At 71.3% G+C, this 24022-nt stretch carries 18 protein-coding genes and 1 pseudogene; 14 read left to right on the top strand and 5 right to left on the bottom strand.

Annotated features, from left to right (window positions below):
* Positions 1–74: 74 nt before the first annotated feature.
* Positions 75–515, top strand: coding sequence for a response regulator (locus CRP39_RS27195; RefSeq protein WP_216359705.1), 441 nt, complete (start codon positions 75–77; stop codon positions 513–515).
* A 450-nt stretch (positions 516–965) separates the two neighbouring features.
* On the opposite strand, the pseudogene CRP39_RS27550 reads toward CRP39_RS27195, so the two are convergent.
* Both CRP39_RS27550 and CRP39_RS26815 read right to left on the bottom strand, forming a co-directional pair.
* A pseudogene (locus CRP39_RS27550) lies at positions 966–1253 on the bottom strand (histidine kinase); the annotation flags it as partial.
* Positions 1254–2497: 1244 nt separating this feature from the next.
* Entirely contained in the window at positions 2498–2914 is a 417-nt protein-coding gene (locus CRP39_RS26815) for a hypothetical protein (RefSeq protein WP_172442409.1), read from the bottom strand.
* 464 nt (positions 2915–3378) lie between these two features.
* Between CRP39_RS26815 and CRP39_RS12035 the strand changes: the two genes are divergently transcribed.
* From CRP39_RS12035 to CRP39_RS12025, 3 genes are all read left to right on the top strand, one after another.
* Positions 3379–3981 (top strand): TVP38/TMEM64 family protein, encoded by a 603-nt coding sequence (locus CRP39_RS12035; RefSeq protein ID WP_097206615.1) that lies wholly within the window; start codon positions 3379–3381, stop codon positions 3979–3981.
* 152 nt (positions 3982–4133) lie between these two features.
* Positions 4134–5342, top strand: coding sequence for a ferritin-like domain-containing protein (locus CRP39_RS12030; protein WP_097206614.1), 1209 nt, complete (start codon positions 4134–4136; stop codon positions 5340–5342).
* Complete coding sequence (locus CRP39_RS12025) at positions 5339–6193, top strand: hypothetical protein (protein WP_097206613.1); 855 nt, start codon at positions 5339–5341, stop codon at positions 6191–6193. Before CRP39_RS12030 ends, CRP39_RS12025 begins: the two co-directional genes overlap by 4 nt.
* A gap of 135 nt (positions 6194–6328) precedes the next feature.
* Here the strand turns inward: CRP39_RS12025 and CRP39_RS12020 are convergent, their stop codons facing one another.
* Positions 6329–9559: an NACHT domain-containing protein gene (locus tag CRP39_RS12020; protein WP_097206612.1), complete on the bottom strand. Its 3231-nt coding sequence runs from the start codon at positions 9557–9559 to the stop codon at positions 6329–6331.
* Positions 9560–10093: 534 nt separating this feature from the next.
* Between CRP39_RS12020 and CRP39_RS12015 the strand changes: the two genes are divergently transcribed.
* Positions 10094–11623, top strand: coding sequence for a lipase family alpha/beta hydrolase (locus CRP39_RS12015; protein WP_097206611.1), 1530 nt, complete (start codon positions 10094–10096; stop codon positions 11621–11623).
* A 576-nt stretch (positions 11624–12199) separates the two neighbouring features.
* Positions 12200–13711 (top strand): alpha/beta hydrolase, encoded by a 1512-nt coding sequence (locus CRP39_RS12010; RefSeq protein WP_172442408.1) that lies wholly within the window; start codon positions 12200–12202, stop codon positions 13709–13711.
* A gap of 250 nt (positions 13712–13961) precedes the next feature.
* Here the strand turns inward: CRP39_RS12010 and CRP39_RS26810 are convergent, their stop codons facing one another.
* Entirely contained in the window at positions 13962–14105 is a 144-nt protein-coding gene (locus CRP39_RS26810) for a hypothetical protein (protein ID WP_172442407.1), read from the bottom strand.
* A 436-nt stretch (positions 14106–14541) separates the two neighbouring features.
* Between CRP39_RS26810 and CRP39_RS12005 the strand changes: the two genes are divergently transcribed.
* The 8 genes from CRP39_RS12005 (at position 14542) to CRP39_RS11965 (ending at position 22414) form a co-directional block, all read left to right on the top strand.
* Positions 14542–15456: an NAD-dependent epimerase/dehydratase family protein gene (locus tag CRP39_RS12005; protein WP_097206609.1), complete on the top strand. Its 915-nt coding sequence runs from the start codon at positions 14542–14544 to the stop codon at positions 15454–15456.
* Positions 15457–15473: 17 nt separating this feature from the next.
* Positions 15474–16391 (top strand): RNA polymerase sigma-70 factor, encoded by a 918-nt coding sequence (locus CRP39_RS12000; RefSeq protein WP_097206684.1) that lies wholly within the window; start codon positions 15474–15476, stop codon positions 16389–16391.
* A gap of 44 nt (positions 16392–16435) precedes the next feature.
* Positions 16436–17614, top strand: a complete 1179-nt coding sequence (locus tag CRP39_RS11995; protein WP_097206608.1) for a glycosyltransferase — start codon at positions 16436–16438, stop codon at positions 17612–17614.
* Positions 17605–18732, top strand: a complete 1128-nt coding sequence (locus CRP39_RS11990; RefSeq protein ID WP_216359704.1) for an SDR family oxidoreductase — start codon at positions 17605–17607, stop codon at positions 18730–18732. Before CRP39_RS11995 ends, CRP39_RS11990 begins: the two co-directional genes overlap by 10 nt.
* Before the next feature lie 68 nt (positions 18733–18800).
* Positions 18801–19007: a DUF2191 domain-containing protein gene (locus CRP39_RS11980; RefSeq protein ID WP_097206606.1), complete on the top strand. Its 207-nt coding sequence runs from the start codon at positions 18801–18803 to the stop codon at positions 19005–19007.
* Positions 18998–19420 (top strand): PIN domain-containing protein, encoded by a 423-nt coding sequence (locus CRP39_RS11975; RefSeq protein WP_097206605.1) that lies wholly within the window; start codon positions 18998–19000, stop codon positions 19418–19420. Before CRP39_RS11980 ends, CRP39_RS11975 begins: the two co-directional genes overlap by 10 nt.
* Before the next feature lie 259 nt (positions 19421–19679).
* Positions 19680–21095 carry a M20/M25/M40 family metallo-hydrolase gene (locus CRP39_RS11970; RefSeq protein ID WP_097206604.1) on the top strand — a complete coding sequence of 472 codons (1416 nt, stop codon included), beginning with the start codon at positions 19680–19682 and terminating at the stop codon, positions 21093–21095.
* A gap of 68 nt (positions 21096–21163) precedes the next feature.
* Entirely contained in the window at positions 21164–22414 is a 1251-nt protein-coding gene (locus CRP39_RS11965; protein ID WP_097206603.1) for an ATP-grasp domain-containing protein, read from the top strand.
* A 69-nt stretch (positions 22415–22483) separates the two neighbouring features.
* Here CRP39_RS11965 and CRP39_RS11960 read toward each other — a convergent pair whose 3' ends face one another.
* Entirely contained in the window at positions 22484–23962 is a 1479-nt protein-coding gene (locus tag CRP39_RS11960; RefSeq protein ID WP_097206602.1) for a glutamate-cysteine ligase family protein, read from the bottom strand.
* Positions 23963–24022 lie beyond the last annotated feature (60 nt).

Genomic DNA, 24022 nt, shown 5'->3' with positions numbered 1-24022 from the left:
CCTGGTGCACCGGCACTAGTCGAGCAGTGCGCACGCATCACGACAACGGGAGGACCGTGCGCGAGTGTGCTGCTGTGCGGACCGGAGCTCGCGGCGAGATCACCGTCGTCGTCGCGGACGACGACCGCCTCGTCCTGCGTGCCCTCGCCGAGCTGCTGGAGGGGGAGCCGGACTTCCGCGTCGTCGCGCAGGCGGCCAACGGCGCCGCTGCCGTCGCGGCGGCTCGCGAGCACGGCGCGGCGCTCGTCGTGACCGACGTGCGGATGCCGGGAGGCGGTCCGGACCTGGTGCGGGAACTGGTCGCCCTGCCGCACCGGCCGGTCGTCGCGGCACTCTCAGCGCAGGCGGACACCACCACGTGGACCAGCATGCTGGCCGCCGGCGGGTCGGCCTACCTGCTCAAGGGAGCCGTCGCCGGTGACCTCCCCGGGCTGCTCCGCAGGTGCGTGTCGGGCCACCTCGTCGTGGCCGTGCCCGGTGCGCCCGACGTCGTCCGCCGACTGCTGGCCGGCTAGGGGATCACCCGTCGACGGCGCGGCGGACTCGCCGGCGCCGGCCACCGGCAGGGAGAACGCCACGGCGGTGCCGATGCCGCCCGGGCCGGGCGCCGACCGCCACCAGCCGCCCGAGGCGAGCGCGCGGTCGCGCATCGCCACCACGCCGGAGTGGCGGCGTCCCGAGGGGAGGGACGCCGTGGCGGCCGTCCCCCTCCCGTCGTCCACGACGTGCACTTCCACGCCACGAACGGTCGCGTCGACGGTGACGGTGACGGTGCGCGCCTCTGCGTGCTTGCGGGCGTTCACCAGCGCCTCACGGGCGATCCGGTACGCAGACACCCGCGCCCGTTGCGGGAGGGGGGCCCGCCCTCGTTCCTCGACCGTGCATGCGACCTGGGAGTCCTCGAAGACCTGCGCCGCCGCGTCGCGCAGGCCGTCGGTCAGCGTCGCGTCGAGGACCGGCGTCTCCAGCTCGAACAGCAGGTGCCGCAGCCGGTCGCTCGCCCCGTGGACGGCGTCCATCGCGGTCTCGACCTCGACCGCCTCCTCCGGTGCACGATCGCGCAGCCGGTTCCGGAGGGCGCCGAGGCGCAGGTCCACGGCCGCCAGCGCCTGGATGGAGTCGTCGTGGACGTCCGCGGCGATGCGGGCGCGCTCGTCGTCCTGGGCCTCGACGAGACGTTCGCTGAGCGCGCGCTGACGGAGCTCGGTGAGCACGCGCAGCTCCCGGAAGGTCAGGGCCGTGCGTCCCACCATGAGCACGCCGGCGACCAGCGCGACGACCGAGGCGAACGGCGTGATCCCGGCGTGGCTGCCGTGGAAGAGCATCCCCAGCACGGCGAGGCCGCAGACGCCGGGCAGGGCCAGGACGCTGACCCCCTCCAGGTCCACGGTCCGCGACTCCCGCCACCGCAGGGAGGCCAGCGCCGCGCCCGCCAGCAGCAGCCGGGCCAGGAGCCAGCCCAGGTCGACCGGCTCGCCGCCGACGTAGGCGCCCCTCGCCACGAGTTCCGCGTAGATCGTGTCGGTCACGAAGAAGGTCACGAACGAGGCGCAGAGGAGCCACCAGGACCAGCCCGCGCCGATGCGCAGCATGGCGAGCGCGGCGACCGCCAGGGCGAGGAGGAGCAGGTCCGCGATCGGATAGGCCGTGGTCAGCGTCGCGGTGCTGTCGCCGCCGAGGGGGACAGCCGCCCCGTCGACGTAGTTCTCGGCCAGCGCGGCGGCGGTCAGGCCGGCGATCAGCCCGTCCAGCGAGAGGCTGAACGGCATCCTGCGCGCCCGGGTGCGCAGCCGCAGGACCAGCCCGACGGCGAGCAGCGCGTAGAAGGCCAGCCATCCCGCGTCCGCCCACGACGGGCTCGGGATGGGGTCGAGGTGCTGGTAGTACGCGAAGTAGGCGGTGCTCCCGGCGAGGGCCGCGACGAGTCCCGCCGTCATGAACAGCCAGGCCGCGCGGTCTCGGCGGTCGACCAGGGTGCGGAGGGCGAGCACGAGGACGACGCCCACGTCGACGGCCGTGTTGAGCCACCAGTCGATACCTGGCCGGTATCCCGGCGTCGGGCGGACCCCGGGGACGAGCGTGACCGCGTAGACCGCACCCAGCCCCATCGTGACCCAGGAGGTGATCCGCAACAGCGAGGTGGCCGAGTGCGGCACGTTCGCCTCCGAGGTCGCCGCTGGTCGAACTGCCTGCCGGACGGGACGGCGGGCAGCCGGTGCTCGCGGGGCAGCGACCGAGCCTCTCACACGCCTGGTCGCACGGAGCCCCGCGGGCTGTGCCGGGGGGGAGCGACCGAGGCCGCCACGGGCAACTGCACGTGGACGTGTCCATCCTGAGCACTTGACCTGCAGGAACACCGCGGTGAGCTGTGTCCGAGGGGCGACTTGCTGCATGCGCACACGGTTTCCGCCAGGTCGGTGACGGTCACGTGCAGGCCGGCCCGGGGGAACTGGCCTCGGTGAGGGCCTTCGCGCACGACTCGTCCTGGGCTCGTACGTCATGGCGTGTCCGATGGAGTCGGGAGGAGCCGGAGTCCGCTCGCCAGCGCCCCGTACACGAGCGCCGGGCCGGTGTGCGGCAGTCGCTTTCCGGCGGCTGCCCGTGCCTGTCCGTGGCGGAAGGCCCACCGTTCGGCGATGAGGATCCCCCCGATCGACCCGGCGAGTCCGGCGGCAGCCAACCCGAAGACGACGGCCTTGCTGCTGGCGGGCAGCGACCTGAGGACCTCCGAGAGAGGGGCCGCGCCGTCGAGCTCCTGCCGCTCGCGTGCGGCAGCCCATGTCGCCCGCAGCTCCGGCACGGATGTTGCGACGGCGAGAGCCGTGAGCCCTGCCTTCACCCAGACGCGCGCCGTGCGCACGGGGATGACGTCGGGCGTGGCGTAGTACACGGCGGTCCCAACTCCGGTGACCACGGCTGCAACTGCTCGTGACGGCGTCGGCCCAGTGACCATGCAGCCAGTCTGTCGTGCGGGAGCGACCCGCGAGACGTGATCGGCGCCACTACGGGAGAACCCCCACAGGCCCAGTGGCCGTGGACCTCCAACTCGGTGTCCGAGGGGCGGATCGGTGTATCGCCCAACGCATTCGCTTGCGGGGGCGTCGAGCCGGGTCCACCAAGAGCCGGCGGGGCCGATGCCCTGCGGTGTGCGGCGACTGACCGCGCAGGATGTACACGTCCTCACGGCGGGGTGCTGCTCCGGGTGACGAACCCGCTGCGCGCGGGCCCGGCGCGATGTGACCTCGGTAGGAGCGCCGGACCGACGACCCTGGCCGGTGTGCCCACGCGGTCGGATGATGACCACTTCGGCTGCACCGCCGACCCGTCTCCGACGGGAGGGATGACGTGCGGGGCTATGGGCTCGTCACAGCTGCACTCGTGGGCGGCGCGTTGCTGCTGTTCGGAGTCGCCGAGTGGGCGGCGTTGCCGCTGTTGACAGACCCCGTGCCCGCGATGCGCGGTGCAGGAGTGGTCGCGGCGTTCCTCGGTCTGGGACTGCTCATCGCGGACGTGTTCCTACCGGTGCCGTCGAGCGTCGTGATGGTGGCGCATGGAGCGCTGTTCGGCCTCGTGCCCGGGGCTGCCCTCTCCCTGCTCGGGGGTGTCTCGGCGACGCTGCTCGCCTTCGCGCTGGGGCGTCGGGGACGGGGCATCGTGGAACGTGTGACAACGCCGTCCCAGCGATCCGCGGCCGATCGCCTGCTCACCCGCTGGGGTCCGTGGGTCGTGGTCTCCACCAGGGCGGTTCCCGTGCTGGCGGAGACGGTCGCCGTCGTCGCGGGCACGTCTTCGATGCGCTGGTCCGTCCTGATCTGCGCCGGGGCGGCCGGGACCGCCGTGCCGGCCCTGCTGTACGCAGCCGCGGGCGCCGGCGCCGACACGGCCATGAGCATGCTCCTGGCCGTGGGGGTTGCGCTGGCGTTCTCGGGGCTGCTGGCAATTGCCGGTGCTCGGCTCCGCCGATCGTCCCCGCTCCCGTAGCCCCACGTTGGGGTGAGCTGTCTGCGAGGCGGTGGCCGAGGGCCGCGCGGGGGAAGCCAGTTCCGTGGCGGGTCGACAGGCCCCTTGATGCGCCGCCGCCGACACTAGGCTGACGGTCGGCTCGCCGGTCACCCTCCTGCCAAGGCGCTGACATGATCGACACCCGCGAAGAACTCACCGTGGCGTTGCACGAGGCGGCTGAGCTCGAGCACGGCCTCATGATCCAGTACCTGTTCCCGGCCTTCTCGATGAAGAAGCGGCTGGACGAGGGGTTGAGCGCCCCGCAGCAACGATCCGCGCGCACCTGGCAGGCGACCATCCTCCGAGTCGCAGTCGAGGAGATGGGGCACCTCGGTACGGTCTGCAACCTGCTCGCATCCATCGGGGAGGGTCCCTACCTCGACCGCCCGAACTTCCCGCAGCGGTCGGGGTACTACCCGTTCCCCTTCGACCTGGTGCCCTTCTCCGACGAGGCCCTGTACCGGATGCTCGTCTTCGAACTGCCGCAAGGGGAGCCGCTGCCGCCTCCGCCCCGCATGCCGGCACCCGACCGGCTCACCATGGACTCGGTCGCGGCCCTCTCCGCAGCCCCTGATCCGCTGACGTACGACTACGTCGGTGAGCTGTACGGGGACATCGCCGATGGTCTCCGACGGATGGACGAGCAGGAGCTGTTCATCGGCCCCCGCTCCGCGCAGGTCGACAACAGCTGGTCGGTCGACCTCGACCTGCGCCAGGTCGTCGACCGGAGCTCGGCACTGGCCGCGATCGAGGACATCGTCGTGGACGGGGAGGGGTCGCCCACGGAGCGGAGCAGCTCGCACTACGGGCGCTTCGCACGGGTCCGGCAGGAGTACGAGGAGAGCGGATTCTTCGCCGCCGCGCGTCCTGTCGTCGTCAATCCACGGACGCGTGCCCAGCGTGACGCCCCGACGGGGGGAACTCTCCTCGTCGAGGAGCGCACTCGGCGGGCCGCGGAGCTGTTCAACGGCGCGTACGGCACGGTGCTCCTGATGCTGGAGCAGTTCTTCGGCTCGACGTCCGAGACGCCGGAGCAGCGGGCGGTCCTCCGCGCCGCGACCAGTCGGATGATGAGCGTGGCGATCCGACCACTCGCCGAGGTGCTCACCGAGTTGCCCGCAATCGGGCCGGGGAGCCCCGCGACCGCCGGCGCCCCGTTCGAGATCTACGACCGGGAGTCGGCGTCTCCCTTCGCGTCCGCGCGCTGGACGATCCTGCTCGAACGCCTCCAGGCGGTGATCGACGACGCTGTGTCGCTCGGTGCCGACATACCGAGGGTGGGGGCCGTCGGCGACACGATCAGGTACGTCCGTCGCAGTCTCGCCGAGGTGGCCGCATGATCGACCTCGTCTTCCAGGGCTGGTTCCAGTGCCGACTGGCGACCGATCCCGATCCGTACGACGAGCCTCGCGGCGTCTCTGGCTATGTGCACGCCTACGCCGGCGAGCCGGACCTCGACCGGGTCCTGCGGCTGCAGACTCCGCCCTTCGCCCGAGCCCACGGGCCTGCCGTCGGGGTGAACGTGGTCGAGGTCTGGCGAGACGGACACGAGGAGGACGACCACCCGCTGGAGGGTGCGCGGGTCGAGCTGCTCGATGAGCCGAAGTTCGAAGGCCGCAACGGCGTCATAGCCGACGACGGGTTCGAGCCCATCTGGCCCTTCGCGCTGCGGATCGAACAAGGCGCGTTCGCACTCGCCCGGCGCATCGTCCCCGCTGACCCCGAACACCCCTTCGACGGGCTCTTCGCCGGAGGCGTGGAGGAAGCACCCGCGGAGATCCGGGACGCGACCGGGATCGGCGACCTGGCGGCGGTGTGGACCGCCAGAGTCTCCCGGCTGCGGGAGGACGTCGAGACTGCGGCCGAGCCCCACCGCACAGCGATCCGAGAACGCCTCGAGTTCCTCGAGGGGAACCTCGCGGCTCCCGGGGGAGGCGCGTCCAGGTTCTTCGGCGCCCGGCTGAGGTACAGCTACGAGCTGGCCTCGACGCCCGTGGTGCAGGACCCGGACGGGTGGTTCGGCACGTCGATCGTCGCGGCCGGCCCCTGGCGGGTGGAGTTCTGGCTGGGCGGGTGGGACGCCGACGTGATGTGCGGTTTCACCCGGGGACAACTGCGGCTGCCGACCGCGGATGACGCCGCCGAACGGCGCAGTGGCGCCGGCGTACGAGTCACCGATCGGCGCCCCTGACCTGTTCGGGTGTCCGAGGGAGGGAGTCGCTACACGCACACGACTGTGGACTGGCTGACCAGACCGACACCAACCCGGCGTCGGCCCGGCATCGCCACGGTCAGCTGCTCAGGACCGTCAGGCGTGTGGACCGCGTCAGCGGCGGGCCCGGTGGGCCATCTCTGCCCAGAACGTCCGAAGGTCCTCCGGCAACGTGCCCTGCCAGGGAGCCGCACGTCGCCGGAGGTGGGTGCGGCCGAGCAGCGTCTGCTGTCGCCTGCAGAACGCCTCGCTCATCTCGGCCCGGTACGACTGGATCCCCTTCGGCGGGTAGGGGCAGAGCTCGAAGGGGCAGCCCCCCGCGCAGTTGGAGCCCGGCTGGATCGCGCTGGCATCCCCGGCCGAACGGTTGGGGTCGAGCGGTTCCCGTTCTCGCGCGAGACAGGGCGGCAGGTCCGGCCGGTTGGCACGCTCGAGCCGCGGCTCCCGTTCCACCGAACGCTGTCCCCGGTCGGCGAGGTTGATGAGCAGGAGCACGTCGGCGACCAGCTGCTGGGCTCGCGGGGCGAGTGAGCTCCACCCCGTCGACGGGGGGATCCAGAGGTTGTGCTTGCGGGGGGCGCCCGGGTGCTTGTTCCGGGAGCCGATCTTCGACGTGACGCCGAAGACGTCGATCCAGATGAACCGCTCGGGCTCTCGCGACTCCAGGGCGAGAACGGAGAGCTGTGCGGCTTCCCTGACGAACGGGTGCTTTCGGTCGACGTCGCTCCCGCGGTGTGCGTCCGCCGTCCGGTCTCTCTTGGTCCCGGCCGATTGGAGCCAGTGCTGCAGCCGCGTGCTGGGGTCGGGGCTCCATGCCGCCTTCCCCGACTCGCGCTGAGCGGCCCTGGGACGGTCGATGTCCACGACCCCGTCGTCCGGCAGTGACCACAAGGTGAGGGCGTGGAGAAGGGTCAGCTGACCGGCCCAGAACCCCGTCCGTTTGAGGAGCTCGGCAGCCTGCTCGACCAAGAACGAGCGTGCTCCCACGTCCGCGTACGGGTGTCGGCGTCTGCGGTTCGCCGCATAGGTGAAGCCCAGGGCCAGCGCGACCTCGACTGAGATGGGCAGGCGTGGCTCCCTGTCGCCAGGCGGGGTCGCGCCGACCCGTCTGACCCACTCGCGGAGATTCCTCTCGGCGTCGTCCCGTGCGCTCGAACCCGCGGAGCCCCCGGCCCCCACCGAACCGAACATCAGCGGAGCGAGCCAGGCGGACATGATCCGCGTACGCCACCACTGCTCAGGGTCCTCGATCTCGCTGTCGTCGTTCAGCGCCGCGTGGAAGTCGCCCTGGAGCTGGCGGAACGCCTCGTGCCCGCTGACCCCCAGCTCTTGGGCAACCGCGTGCCGCACGGCGTAGGACGCCGACTCGATGCAGCCGATCCGGAAGAGATCGTGGTACGCGGGCGTCACGGTTCCAGGGAGTTCCCGGCGAGCAGCCCTCCGGTCGATCTGGCGCGCGGCGTCCCCGAACCGGCGGACGAGGCCGATCTTCGCCTCCTCGAGGGTGCGCTGGTCCGAGGCGGTGAAGGCGTCCCACGCCTCGCACACCTTGGTCGCGATGCCCTGGTGCTGCGTACCGCCGATGGCACTGTCGATCTCCAGCGCTGCCGCGAACATGTCGAGCGCCTTGTTGTCCTTGCGCCTGGAGGCCCGCTTCGTGAGTGCCGACACCAGAGCTTGCAGGCGTTCGGGTGCCACGGCGTCGGCTCCGGAGATCGGGTTGTTCTCGCTGAGGCCGCCCGCACCCACGTCAGGCCCCGGCCGGCGCCTCGACATCAGGACGAGAGCGATCAGCAGTTCCCGTCCCGGTCGCTTGGGGGCCTGAAGGGCTACAGCTCTGAAGAGGTCGTCCCCGACCACCTCGTCGAGCAACAGCGAACCGAGGTACGCCTGCAGGATGCTGTGGTCGAACCGCACTTCCTTCCCGCGAGCCTCGAGCAGTCCGAGCCTGCTGGCCCAGGTGGCCGCGAGGCGGATCTGCACGGGGCGGATCCTCTGAGCTCCGAGGACGGCGGTGACACGGGCACGCAGCGCGTCGTCGACCAGGCGCTCGCCGGAATCGTCCTCGCCGTCCTCGCGACGGTCCCTCCTGCTGTCCCCACTCGAGCCGTCCGCTCCTGGGCCGTCCTCACCTTCGCCGTCCACTCTCTCGCGCTTCGGCTGCACGACGTCCGAGTACCGCACCTCCAACGAGTCGCGCTTCAGTCCCTCGATGGCCATGACCGCGGCGAAGGTGACCGTGACCAGGCGCTCGTCGCGGTTGAGCGGTACCTCGGGGAGGAGGTGGCCGTGGATCAATGCCCACAGCCACGTGTCGAGCAGGTTGAGACGCAGGGCGGACCGGTCCAGGTTCCGCGTGTTCACCCCCCGGGCCTTCACTCCGTCGGTCAGGTGGTGCAGCAACCCCCGGTCGTGCAGCTCACGCGTGATCCGCAGGTATATGGGCGATTCGGCGATGTCCGCCGTCTCCACGATCCAGTCCAGCCGCTGGCGGTCACCTGCAGTGTCACGCCGCTCCAGGTACGCGAGTGATTCCGACTTGCTCAGCGGTTCCAGCTCGAAGATCGCGGCATCCGCGCCGCGGAGCGTGTCGTGGGGGCGTGACGCGATGACGAGGGGCAACTCGTCCCGGCGTGCGCGACGGATGCCCACGCGGACCATGGCCTCGCGGTCGTCCCCGGACCCGTCATCGCTGAGCGCCTCTTCCATGCCGTCGGCCAGCACCACGATGCGGTCGTGCTTCCGGAGATGGCGCCACACCCTCTCGGCCTCCCCTTGGGAGAGAACAGAGTCCTCGATCTCGGACTTGAACTGCCTCCACGCCAGGTCTTGGAAGTCGAGGACGCCCTTGTCGGCGTCACGGAGGCGTACGGGTACCGGTACGGCTCCGCGAATCGCGAGGACGTGGGTCAACTGCACGATCACCGCTGTCTTGCCCGCTCCGACCCCGCCCAGGAGGATGTGTGGCCGGCGGTCGGCGCTGTTGCGGAGGTCGTCGATGATGACCTCGCAGATCTCGTCGCGGCCCACGATGTCACCGGGGATGCTCCCCGCGGTCGGCACGAGTTCGGACGGTTTCTTCACGGCCCTGGTCCGGTACGGCTGCGTCACCGCGCGCAGCCTGAGCAGGAGGAAGATCGCAGTAGCAGCGCCGACCGAGAGCCACGTCAGTACGAAGCCCGACAGGAGGCCGCAGGAGGTACCCACTCGGGGACAGGCCTCATCCGGGTTGAAGCCCCACGGGAAGTCGATCGGCCGCCGCAGCCACAGAGCCACGTACGCGGCTCGGAGGAGCCAGAACACGAGCAGCACCGCCGCGGTGATCGACAGGAACCACGTGGCCATGGCGCTCTTGCCGCTGCGCCATCTCGCCGGTTTCTGATCGGCGGCGCGCCGCGACGGTCGTATCCGGCGGGTCGTCCGGCGGCGACGTACAGGACCGACGATTCGGTTCCACCGTCGCTTCAGGCGCAGCGCGACGGGCCCCGGAGCGGCGCGCTCCCGCGGCGCCGGAGGCGTGCGACGGTCGTCCGGAGTCTGCCGTGTACTCATGGCTGGGGTCAGTCAATCCCTCGACCGTCACCGCAGCGTCAACGCGCATGCGTCCTGGCTGTCGCTCCGGCCGAGGTGACGGGGCGTTGACGCGAGGGTGACGAGTCGGCACCAGCATCGGTCGGCAACCAGTCGTCCAGTGTTCCGGTGACGGGGTCGCCGCCCGGACGCTGCGCATCTGAGGAGGCCGACGTGCCCAGGGCCCGCATCCTCCGACGTCTGTTCCGCCGTGGGCGGGGACGGCCCGAGCCGCCACGTGCCCGGCCCGTCGAGGACGAGCACCGCGACGGTGGTGGTCGAGCAGTCGTCGAGGAGGGGGGTCGGGACATGAAGCTGCCCATCATCTACGTCCGCGGCTTCGCCGGCGGGACGTCGGGGATCGACCGGGCGGTCGACGACCCGCTGTACGGCTTCAACGAGGGCTCGGTGCACGTCCGGGTGGGCAACAGACCGGACCCCATCTTCTACCAGTTCGAGAGCCCCCTGCTGCGGCTGATCGAGGACGACGGGTATCGGCTGATCGTCCAAGGCAGTCAGCGGGCCTACTTGACCGCGCAGCCGGACGGGAAGGTGCCACAGGCCAGCATCTGGGTGCACCGGTTCTACGACGTGGCCGCCTCCACCCTCGGCCGCAAGCCCGAGGAGTTCTCCATCGAGAGGGCCGCCGAGGACCTCTACGAGCTGATGGAGCTGGTCCGGCGGAAGACCGGCGCGCCGCTGGTGCACCTCGTCGCGCACTCGATGGGCGGTCTGGTCTGCCGTTCGATGATCCAGCGGGTCATCCCCGACCGGGGCGAACGCGCCGAGTGCCGCGTGGCGCGCCTGTACACCTACGGCACCCCGCACGGCGGCATCGAGTTCGCCGCCGGCGGAGGGCTGCTCGAAGGGATGCGTGACTTCTTCGACGTCAATGGTGCCGCCATCTTCGGGCCCGAGCGGATGTACCGGTACCTCACGCCTCGAGCGGCCCGCCGGTCCGAGGAGCCGCCCGAGGGCTGGAACCCAGCCGCGATGACGGAGGAGGAGTTCCCCCTCGAGCGCGTGTTCTGCCTGGTGGGGACCAACCCCGAGGACTATGACGTCGCCCGCGGGTTGTCGTCCAAGGTCGTGGGAGCGCGCAGCGACGGCCTGGTGCAGATCGACAACGCCTACGTCCCCGACGCCCGACGGGCCTTCGTGCACCGCAGTCACAGCGGGCGGTTCGGGATGGTCAACTCCGAGGAGGGCTATCAGAACCTGCGCCGATTCCTGTTCGGCGATCTGGAGGTGACCGCGGAGCTGTCCGGGTTGCGGGTCCGGGGCGCAGTGGACGACGCGATCGTGTGGCAGCTGGAGACGCAGCTGTCCATCCGCGGGCTGCCGATCCTCATGCACGAGCAGACCACGGCGCACCACTGTCCGGTCCAGGTCGAGTGGCGCCAGGACGAGGACAGCGCAGACACCCCGGTCCCGCTGCTCACCACGTTCCTGAGCAGCGCGGCACCCCGACCGGCCATACCCGGCTCAGACACCCCGGTGCCGAGGCTGCGCCATGCCCTGCGTCTCCGGCTCCTCTCCGTCCGGGAACGGGGCGGCGTCTTCGGCTTCTTCGACCACCTCGAGCAGTCGGCGGACTGGGAGGACACCCTGGTCGTCGACATCGACCCGAGCGATGGACCGGCGCCGCCGCGGGCCTGGGCCGCATGGAACTCGACCATCGCAGGCCCCATTCGCGACTGGACCCCGGGCGGCGATCCTCTGGCAGACCTCGAGGCCGCGCCCGGTCTGTGGAAGGGGCGCATCCCAGTACCCGACGCGGCCAAGCCGATCCTCGGCGAGAAGGCCGCCATCGCCCTCACCGTCACCGGCCGGACGTGAAGACCCGAAGCCGTCCCTGGCGACATGACGTGGGCTCTGCCGGCGGCGGGGTGTCAGCCGACCTGGTGACGGTCGGGTGTCGTCGTCCACAGACGTCCTCGCAGCACTCGCAGACGTCCGCGTTCCCGTCGCCGACGGCGTACCGGGGACGGTCGCCCTCGGGGGCGACCACCCGGACGCGCGCCGACGCGGCGGCTGCCCGGACGGACACGCCGCAGAGGACCCGAAGAGGTCATGCACCCCATGGTGATCTTCGACCACTGCGAGTAGCTTCTGGCAGCACTGTCGACGCAGGGCGATCGATCGCTCACTGGCCGAATCGTGCGCCGGCAGCAGGCAGGGAGATCAGCTGGATCAGTGAGTCGCCCGTACTCGATGACCCTGGGAGTCGGCATGATCCGCACCAGTCTTCTGCACGGCCGCGTCCGTGCCGCACTCGCGACCATCGTCACCGCAGCACTGAGCGTGGCCATGCTCGCGCCGTCGGCCCACGCCACGCCGTCGACGAGCCTTCCCGAAGTCGCCGCGCCTGAGGTGTCGTGGTCGGCATGCCGGGATGGCTTCGAATGTGCGGTGGTGCCGACCCCCCTGGACCACGGCGACCCGCAGGGCGTGCAGATCGGCATCTCGGTGATCCGGTTGCCCGCAGCAGACGCCAGCCGGCGCATGGGCTCCCTGCTGGTCAACCCGGGTGGCCCTGGCGGATCCGGGGTCGACGTCGTCCGCGCGATCGCGAAGATCCTGCCGCTGGAGTTGCGGGCCAGCTTCGACATCGTCGGGTTCGATCCCCGCGGGACCAACCGCAGCACGCCGCTGCGGTGCTTCGACACCCTGGATCAGGCGATCGCGACCCTGCCGCCGTTTGCGTATCCGGACCTCCCGGAGGAGGAAGACGTCCAGCGGGTGTCCGACGACGCACTCGCCGGCGCATGCGCCGGACACGGCGGCGCCATCCTCGACCACATGTCCACCGCCGACACGGCCCGGGACATGGACCTGCTGCGTGCGGCGCTCGGTGACCAGGGGCTGACCTACCTCGGCTTCTCGTACGGCTCGGTGCTCGGGCAGACCTACGCCAACCTGTTCCCCTCGCGGGTCCGCGCTCTCGTCATCGACGGTGTCCTCGACCCGGTCGCCTGGACCACCGGCCACGGCGAGGAGGCCGTGAGCACCCCGGTCGGCACCCGCATCGGCAGCGCCGATGGGTCCGAGCGCACCCTCGACGAGTTCTTCCGGCTGTGTGATGCGGCCGGTCCGGACTGCTCCCTGTCCGGGAACGCGAGCGGCCGGTATGCAGAGCTGGCTGAACGACTGCGCGGGCACCCGGCCGCCATCATCGATCCGGTCACCGGCGAGGCGTTCAGCGTGACCTACAACGACCTGATCGCCGTGACGGTGGGCGCGCTGTACGCCCCGGTCATCTGGCCTGACCTCGCCTTGCTCCTCACCGACCTGGAGCAGCAGGTCTCCCCGGTTGCGCTGGGGCAGCGCCTGGCCGTGATCCGCACCGAGCTCGGGCTGGACGCCGCGCTGCAGGAGCCGTACCCGAATGTCGTGGAGGCCTTCCCCGGCGTCACCTGTTCCGACAGCGTCAACCCGCGGGACTTCGCGGTCTGGCAGTCGGCCGCCGACAGCGCCGAGGTCCGGTACGGCCGTTTCGGCCGGTTGTGGAACTGGGCCGGGAGCGTCTGCCGGTCGTGGCCGAGCAGCGCCGGGCAGGACCGATTCATGGGTCCGTGGACGGCGTCCACGTCCGCGCCGGTGCTGGTCGTCGGGAACCACTTCGACCCGGCCACCCCTCACCAGGGTGCTGTGGCGGCGTCGCAGCTGCTGCCCGGTTCGCGACTGCTGTCCTACGCCGGGTGGGGGCACACCGCCTACTTCAGCGCCGGCAACTACTGCGTGGACAGTCACGTCACCCGGTACCTGGTGGCCGGTGAGCTGCCCGCGGCGGGCACCGTGTGCGAGCCGGAGGGCTCACCCTTCGGACCGACATCGGCGGAAACACTGGAGGACACCCGGGCGCGAACCGCCGTGAGCGCGGTGGCCGTCCCGGACTCCGTGCGCCGGGCGTTGCACGCCCGGTGACCTCGTGCCGCGTCCCGGTCCGGCAGGTGTCCAGAGCGGGCGGTGACCGGCTCGGCGTGCGCGCGGTCTCCCGGTGGTGCCCGGACCTCGTGTGTCGCCGTCCGTGCGCTCGGACGGCCACCGCGCTGCCTCTGTCGGGTTCCGAGGGGGACGCGCTACGTGCGCACCCGCCTCCTGGCCGCGCACGAGGGGTGCGGTGACGGCGGAGCCGGGTCGCGTCGGAGCGGTGTGTTCTCGCCGTGGGCGCCGGTCAGCCCTTGGCCCTCCGAGGGTGCATCAGCCGCTCCATCTCCGTGGCGGCCCGCTGCTTCTCCTTGCGTTCGCCGCGCTTGGCCTTGACGGCCTTGCCCGACTTCTTCGTGGAGTGGTTGTCATGGGGTGACTTGTCGACCATGGGACAGCTCCCTCAGCGACGGCCGGAACACCTCCTGCCTACAGCTCATCGCTCGGCCGCGCCAGGGAGTCCGCCGCGTCCACTCGCTCGGACGAGACTCCGGTCTGATGACCGTGATCCTGGTCCTGGTTCCCCGATCGCCCATCGCGACGCCGCCATCGCGGGGCTCTGCTCGGGCCGCCCGGTCCAGACCACAGCGGAATGGGCACGTGCGCGGCGAGTGCGCGGCCAGGACCGTCAGGTCGCAGACGGCCGACGGCGGCGCCGCGGGGCGGTGCCGAACTCTGCAGGACCGGCAGGGCACGTCACGCTCCCTCCCCACCCGACCGGGTGCAGCCAGCCGGCGGACTCTGCGGCTGCAGCGACGTGCACGTCACAGGAGGCCGCGCTGTCTCGTCTTCTCCATACCGGTGACGAGACGAGACGGGAGCTGGAGATGCGAGTGTTGGTGGCAGGTGGAAGCGGGGTCATCGGTCGCGTCGTGGTGTCCGCACTCGTCGCGCGGGGCCATCAGGTGAGCGCGACGACCACGGATCCCGCCAAGGTGGAACTGCTGGAGCGGCTCGGCGCCGACGGGCGTGTCATGAACGGGCTCGACCCGCTGTCGGTCGGGGAGGTGGTCGCGGCGGCCAAGCCGGACGTCATCGTCAACCAGATGACCGGTCTCTCAGGACGACACGCAGGCAAGGCCAACCCGCGGAGGCCCGACCGGTTCTTCGCGGCCACGAACCGGCTCCGCGCCGAGGGGATCGAACACCTGCTGGACGCCGCTCTGGCAGTCGGCGGCGCGCGGGTCGTGACCCAGAGCCACGGCAGCTTCAACGGTGCACGTGAGGGCGGGTGGGTCAAGACCGAGGACGACCCTCTCGAGGTGACCGAGGGGACCAAGGCGATCGCCCACCTGGAGCAGGTCGTCACCGGGGCCGGCGGGGTCGCCCTGCGCTATGGCGCCTTCTACGGAGCGGGGGCCAACGACGACCAGATCGGGTTGGTGCGCAGGCGGCTGCTCCCGATCGTGGGAGGGGGCACCGGGTACACCTCGTGGGTCCACGTGGACGACGCGGCCAGTGCAACGGTCCTGGCGGTGGAGCAGGACTGCACGGGCGTCTACAACATCGTCGATGACGAGCCGGCGCCGGTCTCGGAGTGGCTGCCCTTCCTCGCCGAGTGTGCGGGGGCCAAGCCTCCACTGCGGATCCCGGCGTGGCTCGCTCGCGTGGTGGCCGGCGACATGGCGGTCGGCATGATGACGGAGGGGCGGGGCTTCTCCAACGCCAAGGCGAAGCAGGAGCTGGGCTGGGTGTTGCGCCACCCCTCGTGGCGCCAGGGTTTCACGGAGGACCTGGCGTGACGGCGAAGGGGGATGTCGTGAGCCGCACCGAGGAGTTCGAGGAGCTCAAGCCCCTGCTCTTCTCCCTCTCCTACCGCCTGCTCGGCAGCGTGGCCGAGGCGGAGGACGCGGTTCAGGAGGCCTGGTTGCGCTACGAGGCCACTCCGACACGGCCCAGGTCACCCCGGGCCTTCCTCTCCGCGGTGGTCACCAGGATCTCGATCGACGTCCTCCGTTCGGCGCGCGTCCGGCGCGAGCAGTACGTGGGGGAGTGGTTGCCCGAGCCCTTGCTGACCGATCCGTACGAGGATCCGGCCCGGTCGGCGGAGCTGGCGGACTCCTTGTCCATGGCGGCTCTGCTGCTGCTCGAACGGCTGTCGCCGCTCGAGCGCGCGGTGTTCGTGCTGCGCGAGGTCTTCGCCTACGACTTCGCCGACGTGGCCGCTGCCGTGGGTCGATCGGAGGCGGCCTGCCGCCAGCTGCTGGTGAGGGCTCGGAACCACATCGACAGCGGACGGCCACGGTTCGAGGTGGACCGCCAGGCGCGGGACGTGCTGGCGGCCCGGTTCTTCGACGCGTTCCGCGACGGCGATGTCGAGGGGCTGAGGGAGGTGCTCGCCGCGGACGTCCAGCTGGTGGGCGACGCCGGAGGCAAGGCCCCCGCGCTGAGCCGCGCCGTGGTGGGCGTGGACAAGGTCGCGCGCCTGCTCGCGGCGATCTTCACCAGGCTCGCCCGCGTCGGCGCGACGCTCGAGCAGCGCGAGGTCAATGGTCAGCCCGGCGCGATCCTCCGGGACCGCGAGGGCAGGGTGGCCTTCACCTTCGCACTCGACGTGCTGGGCGGGCAGATCCAGACCGTCCGCTCGGTGGGCAACCCCGACAAGCTCCGGCACCTGGGTCCGGTGGCGGACGCCTGGGTCCTCCACCGGGAGGTCAAGGAGGCCCACGGTCACTGAGCGCCGGGGCGCGCGCTCGCGAACGGATGGGGGGAGTACCCGGCATGCGCGTGTTGCTGTCGACGTACGGGTCACGTGGGGACGTCGAACCGCTCGTGGCGCTCGCGGTGCAGGTGCAGGCGCTCGGCGCGGATGTGCGGATGTGCGCACCTCCGGACGAGGAGTTCACGGAGCTCCTGGCCCGCGAAGGCGTGCCGCTGGTGCCTTTCGACGAGCCGTGGCGCTCGTGGGAGCGGCCGCCGACCGCGGAGGAACGTCCGCAGCGCGTCGCTGACTTCATCGCCGCCCAGTACGACACGGTGGCCGAGGCGGCCGCGGGAAGCGACGTGATCCTGGCGACCGCCATGTCGCAGTTCGTCGGGCCGTCGGTGGCCGAGCAGCTGGGCATCGCCTACCGGTACGTCCTCTTCTGCCCCGACGTGCTCGATGGCCTGGACGGCCAGGACTTCGACGACCTGTTCGGGGAGCCGATCAACAGCCACCGGGCCTCGATCGGTCTGCCACCGGTCGGTGACGTCGGCGGGTTCCTGTTCACGTCCCGGCCCTTGCTCGCCGCCGACTCGGCACTGGCCCCGTGGCGCGGGCCGGAGCGTTTCGATGTCGTGCAGACCGGTGCCTGGATCCTGCCCGACGAACGGCCACTCCCGGCCGAGTCGCTGACGTTCCTGGACGCCGGCGAACCGCCGGTCTACCTGGGGTTCGGCAGCATGCGGACCGTGGGGGCGGACAGCGTGCGGGCGGCCGTCGAGGCGATCCGTGCGCAGGACCGCCGGGTGCTCGTGGGACGTGGTTGGGCCGGGCTGGCCCCGGTCGACGACCAGGACGACTGCCTCGTCATCGGGGAGGTCAACCAGCAGGAGCTGTTCGGCCGGGTGGCTGCCGTCGTGCACCACGGCGGCGCGGGTACGACGACCACCGCGGCCCGCGCCGGCGCGCCGCAGGTGGTGGTGCCCCAGGGAGGTGACCAGACCTACTGGGCTCACCGGGTCGCCGAACTCGGCATCGGCGCTGCTCACGACGGTCCGACGCCCACCGTCCGGTCCCTGTCGGCCGCGCTGAGGACGGTCCTGACCCCTGAGACCCGCGCGCGGGCGACCGCGGTGGCCGGTGATGTCGGAACCGACGGGGCGAGGGCGGCCGCGGAACTGCTGATCGCCGCGACGACGACGGCGGAGAACGAGCTCTCTGAGCCGTTCGGGAAGGGATGGATGCCATGCGGATAGCAGTGGCCGGCGCCACGGGCCTGGTCGGCGGAGCGACGGTCGGCGTCCTGGAGCACCGGGGCCACGCCGTGGTCCGTGTGTCGCGCTCGACCGGCGTGGACCTCCTGACCGGAACAGGCCTGGAGAAGGCACTGGACGGCGTCGATGCCGTGGTGGACGTGACCAACACGGCTGCGACCGACCCGGCCGAGGCCGAGCGATTCTTCGAGAGCGCCACCTGCAACCTGCTCGCGGCGGAGGAACGCGCCGGCGTGGGCCACCACGTGGTGCTCTCGATCGTGGGGCTCGACCGGATCCGTGGCAACGGCCACTACCACGGCAAGCGGCGCCAGGAGACCCTGGTACGAGGTGGACCCGTCCCGTGGACGATCCAGCGCGCCACCCAGTTCTTCGAGCTTCCCGCCATGGTCGTGGGCTGGACGAGGAGCCAGGGGGCCGCCACGATCCCGCCGCTGCTGGTCCAGCCAGTGGCCGTGCAGGACGTCGCCGTCGTCCTGGCCGAGCTGGTCACCGGCCCGCCCCGCGGCCGGGCTCCGGATCTCGCGGGGCCCGAGCCGCAGGACTTCGTCGACATGGCGCGGCGCATCCTCGCCGTCGAGCAGGACCGCCCCGCCTGGTGCCGAGCTGGCGCGATGGTCCTTTCGGCGTCGAGGCGGCCGGCGAGGTGCTCCTGCCGGGACTGTCCGCACGGTTGGGGACCACGACGTTCGATTCCTGGCTGGCCCGGTTGCCAGGCACGGTCGATGTCCGCGTCGACCTGCTCGACCCGGACCGATCGGATCACGTCCCTCACCCACGCACACGGGTCGGCCCATGACCGAGCTCCCGCGACCACGCGGACCCCCGAGATCACGGACACGACCGAGATCAGGCCGACCGTCGAACCACGGGGGCTCACCCCGCCCGGCCCCTTCGTGGTCGCCGTCGGGCTCCTCGTCGCCCTGCGGTGCGCCGGGTTCGCGGCGATCAGCGTCTGGTTCGAACTCACGGCCCCTGATCCGGCCTCGCCGGACATGGAGACGCCCCGGCGTCCTGAGCTGCGGGAACACCGGGGCGATCTTGTGTCCGAGGGGCGACACGCACACGCACACGGATACGCGCTCGACGTCACCGACTGATCGTGCGAGATCGATGCGTCCATATATGCTGCACTGGCTTGATATATATCCGGTGGGGGGAGTCCGGGATGACGAAGCGCTTGATCGACCTGGATGACGAGCTGCTGGCGCTGGCCCAACGCGAGCTGAACACCACTGGGGTGTCGGACACGGTCCGCGCCGCCTTGCGGCAGGCGGCGAACGCGGCCGCACGCGCCCGGCAGGTGGCCTGGCTGCGGGAGGGTGGGCTCGAGGCCATGGCGGATCCGGGCCAGCGCGCTGACGTATGGCGGTGATCGCCCGGTTCCTCATCGACACCAGCGCGGCGGCCCGGATGCGGCTGACCGCCGTGGCGGAGCGGTTGGAGCCACTGATCACCGGCGGCCTGGTGGCCACCTGCGCCACCCTGGATGCCGAGGCGCTCTACAGCGCGCGCAGCCCGGGTGAGTACGAGCAGGTGCGGGCCGACCGCCGCGAGGCGTACGAGTACCTGGCGACGGACGATGGTCACTGGCAGCGTGCACTCGACGCGCAGCGCGTCCTGGCTCGGACGGGGCGGCATCGAGCGGTCGGCGTCGCCGACCTGCTGACCGCGGTGCTGGCAGCCGAGCACGGGTCGACGGTCCTGCACTACGACAGCGACTTCGAGATCGCTGCCGAGGTCCTCGACTTCGAGCACCGATGGGTGCTGCCACGCGGAACCGCGTAGCGCCAGAGGCGATCGGTGTGCATCGAACTGGTGTCCGAGGGGGACACGCCACACACGCACACGGTTGGCGCCTGCCTGCGGAGCAGGCGCCTCGAGGTGTGTGAGCGCAACCGGAACCGCTGGGTCGTCGACGTCGGTGGCCGGCTCGCAGCGATCACCGTCGGCAGCGACGTGCCGTGACCACCCCCGAAGGCAGTGGTTCGCCGTATGCGGTGGACGGCAGCGGGACGTCCTCGGCAGCGGGCTACGGTCCGAGGTCGTGACCAACCCCGAGCGCGAGTTCGTGACCGCCTGCCACGACGACCTGCGCGCCGATCTCGACGCCTGGCTGCGGATCCCGTCGATCTCCGCCGATCCCGCGCACGCCCCCGACGTCGCCCGCAGCGCCGAGTGGCTGGCCGAGGCGCTGCGCCGGGTCGGCTTCCCCACGGTCGAGATCTGGCCGACGCCCGGCGCGCCCGCGGTCTACGCCGAGTGGCCGTCGGGCGATCCCGGGGCCCCGGTCGCGCTCGTGTACGGGCACCACGACGTGCAGCCGGTGGACCCGCTGGAGCTGTGGGTGCACCCGCCGTTCGAGCCGACGGTCGTCGAAGGACCGGACGGCCCGGAGCTGCACGCCCGCGGCGCGATCGACGACAAGGGCAACGTCGCCATGCACCTGCTCGGCATGCGCGCCCACCTGGCCGCGACCGGTCGGGACACCCCGGCCGTGACCGTGAAACTGCTCGTCGAGGGCGAGGAGGAGTCCGGGTCGCGGCACTTCGCCGCACTGCTGGCGGAGCGGCGGGCCCGGCTGGACTGCGACGTCGTCGTGGTCAGCGACACCGGGATGGCCGCACCCGACGTCCCCAGCGCCGTCGTCTCGATGCGCGGGCTGGCCGGCGCCGAGATCACCCTGCGCGGACCCGCCGTCGACCTGCACTCCGGCTCGTTCGGCGGCGCGGTGCCCAACCCGCTGCACGCCATGGCCGAGCTGCTGGCGAGCCTGCACGACGAGCAGGGCCGGGTCACGCTGCCCGGCTTCTACGACAAGGTCCGCCCGCTGTCCGACCGCGAACGCGACCTCATGGCCCGCGTGCCGTTCGACGAGCAGGCGTGGCTGGCCGGGCCGGCGGCGGGCTCCGCGGCGTACGGAGAAGCCGGGTTCAGCACCCTGGAACGGACCGGCGCCCGGCCCACCGCGGAGGTCAACGGCATGTGGGGCGGCTACCAGGGCCCGGGCCACAAGACGATCATCCCGGCCGAGGCGCACGCGAAGATCAGCTTCCGGCTGGTGGCCGACCAGGCACCTGCGGACATCGCCGACCAGGTCCGCGCCTGGGTCGACCAGCGGCTGCCGGAGGGGGTCACCGCCGAGGTGCTGATCGGGAAGGCCGGCGTCGCGCCGTGCGCCAGCGACCTCGACTCGCCCGGCATGGCCGCCCTGCGGCGGGCGATCGCCCAGGCCTGGGACGGCGATCCCGACGAGGTGCTCTACCTGCGCGAGGGCGGCAGCGGACCGGAGGCCGACCTGGTCGAGCAACTCGGCGCTCCGCTGCTGTTCCTGGGTGCGGGGCTGCCCACCGATCGGATCCACTCGCCCAACGAGCGGGTGCTGCTGCCCATGCTGCACCGCGGGGCCGAGGCGGCCGCGCACCTCTGGCGCGAACTCGCAGGGATCCCGGGCCGGACTTAGGATCCGTCCGCGTCCGCCCAGGTCACTGGAGCGACGCGGGAGGCCCCGCCACCGTTGGAGGAGCGTCGATGTCCGATCACCAGCACCTCATCGGGTTGCTGCTCGGGACCGAGGAGGACTGGCCGACCGCCTTCGAGGCGATCGTGCGCCGCCTCGGCACCGTGCACGACGGGACCGGCGCCGCTCACCAGTACGACGTCGAGCGGATCACGGTCGAGCCGTTCGACCTGTGCGCCAAGCCGCGCTACGACCTGGTCATCGACCGCCTGGCCTACTGGTACTACCACCCCCGTGAGTGGCTGAAGAAGGCCGCGCTCATGGACGACGTCTACCTGCTCAACAGCCCCTTCACCTTCCAGAGCATGGAGAAGCACGCGGCGTACTGCGCCATGCTGCGGCTGGGGCTGCGCGTACCGGACACGGTGCTGGTGCCGTACAAGAACCCGCCCGAGCATGCCAAGTACGCGTACACGGCGGAGAAGTACAACCGGCCGTTCGACCTGGCGGCGATCGCCGAACGCCTGGGTTATCCGCTGTTCATGAAGCCGTACGACGGGGGCGCGTGGGTGGGCGTCACGATGATCCGCAATCCCGAGGAGCTGCAGCGGGCGTACGACGCCTCCGGGCAGCGCCTGATGCACCTGCAGAAGGCGGTGGCCGGCTACGACGTCTTCGCGCGGAGCCTGTCCATCGGCGCCGAGACGATGGTCATGAACTTCGACCCCGACCAGCCGATGCACGGCCGGTACTCGGTCTCCCACGGCTTCCTGGACGCGGCCACCGGTGAGGAGACGGTCACCATCGGCAAGCTGGTGAACGCGTTCTTCCGCTGGGAGTTCAACTCCTGCGAGACCCTCATCCGCGACGGCGTGGTCTATCCGATCGACTATGCCAACGCCTGCCCCGACATCGCGCTGACCAGCCTGCACTACTACTTCCCGTGGGCCATCAAGGCGCTCATCCGGTGGTCGGTGTTCTGCACGGCCACCGGCCGCCGGCCGCGGCTGGACCTCGAGACCCGGCGGTTCTTCGACATCGCCGATCGGGCCGACCTGAGCTACGGGGAGAAGCTGCAGGCCTACCGCGGGCTGGCGAACGAGTACTTCCAGACGGAGGCCTACTCCGATTTCTGCGCCAGCCGGCTCCCGCACCTCGACGAGGTCATGCTCGACTGGGTGCGCGGTCCCGACTTCGACCGGCTCCTCGTCGACACGGTGCGGTCCACGTTCCCCCCGCACGAGCACGACCACTTCATCGCGCACTACCGGGGGCTGCTCGAGATGTGGAAGCGGGACGAGGAGAACCGCCTCAACCGGTAGGAGGACCCCTCTGCCCCCCACCGCTCGCAGGCTCGGGGCGGGCCCCTGCAGAGGGGCCGTTCCATGCCCTCAGGTGGGCCAGTCGGCGACCGGGACGTTGGCGTGCATGTGCTCGCTGTAGCGGCGCAGCATCTCCCGCAGCGCGTCACGGCGGTCCAGTGGCTGCTGCTGCTCGTCGATCCGGTGGAACGTCTCGGCCTGCCACTCCGCGCCGTTGCGGTAGGCGGTGCAGCGGCGCTCGATGGCGCCCAGCAGCCGGTCGCTGACCGCGGTGTCCACGCCCCACTCGGCCAGGCCCTGCTGGGCCATCGGCAGCAGCCGCCGCAGCACCAGCTCGGTGACCGGCACCGTGCCCAGGCCCGGCCAGTACAGCTGGGCGTGGATGCCGTGCCGGGCGCCCTCCGTGAAGTTGTCCTCCGCGGTGGCGAACGACATCTGCGACCACACCGGCCGGTCCTGGGTGGCCAGCGTGCGCAGCAGCCCGTAGTAGAAGGCGCCGTTGGCGAACACGTCGACGATGCTCGGCCCGGCGGGCAGCACCCGGTTCTCGATCCGCAGGTGCGGCTTGCCGTCGTGGATGTCGTACACCGGGCGGTTCCAGCGGTAGATGGTCCCGTTGTGCATCCGCAGCTCGCCGAGCCGGGGGACGTCGCCGCGGTCCAGCACGGCCACCGGGTCCTCCTCGTCGCAGACCGGCAGCAGGGCGGGGAAGTAGCGGACGTTCTCCTCGAAGTGGTCGAACACCGAGGTGATGAAGCGCTCGCCGAACCAGACCCGGGGCCGGACGCCCTGTTCCTTGAGCTCCTGCGGCCGGGTGTCGGTGGCCTGCTCGAACAGCGGGATCCGGGTCTCCCGCCACAGCTCCTTGCCGAACAGGAACGGCGAGTTCGCCCCCAACGCCACCTGGACGCCGGCGATGCACTGCGCCGCGTTCCAGTGCCCCGCGTAGTCCTGCGGACTGACCTGCAGGTGGAACTGGGTGCTGGTGCAGGCCGCCTCCGGGGCGATCGTGTCGGCATGGGTGTCCAGCCGTTCCGGACCGTCGATCGCGATGTGCAGGTCTTCGCCACGAGCCGCGAAGATCTGTTCGTTGATCAGCGCGTAGCGCGGGTGCGTGGTGATCGCCGCCCCGGTGACGTGCTGGGGCATCAGCGTCGGCAGGGTGCCCACCATCACGATGTGCGCGCCGATCCCTCGCGCGCGCTCCTCGGCCTCGTTCAGACTCGCGCGCAGCTCCTCCTCCAGGTCGGCGGCCGCCGCACCGGCCAGCGTGGTGGGGCGCACGTTGATCTCGATGTTGAACTGCCCCATCTCCGCCTGGAAGACCTCGTCCGCGATGGCGGCCAGGACCTCCTGATTGCGCATGGACGGGTCCTGTAGCTCGTCGACCAGGTTGAACTCGATCTCCGTGCCGGTGAGCGGCCGCTCGAAGTCGAACCTCGACTCGTTGAGCATCCGGCCGAACACGTCCAGGCAGCGCCGGAGCTTTTCCCGGTAGCGCTGACGGTCATCACGGGAGAAGGTGCGTGCCTCGACCTCTTGGCCCACGGTGATCGCCTCCAGTGACCGGGCCGGTGCGGTCAGGTTCGCACGGAACAGGCCGGTCGG

Origin of the sequence: Geodermatophilus sabuli, assembly GCF_900215145.1 — a bacterium.
GTDB lineage: Bacteria > Actinomycetota > Actinomycetes > Mycobacteriales > Geodermatophilaceae > Geodermatophilus > Geodermatophilus sabuli.
Note: the sequence above shows the minus strand (reverse complement) of the source record. Positions and strands in the feature narration are given on the sequence as shown.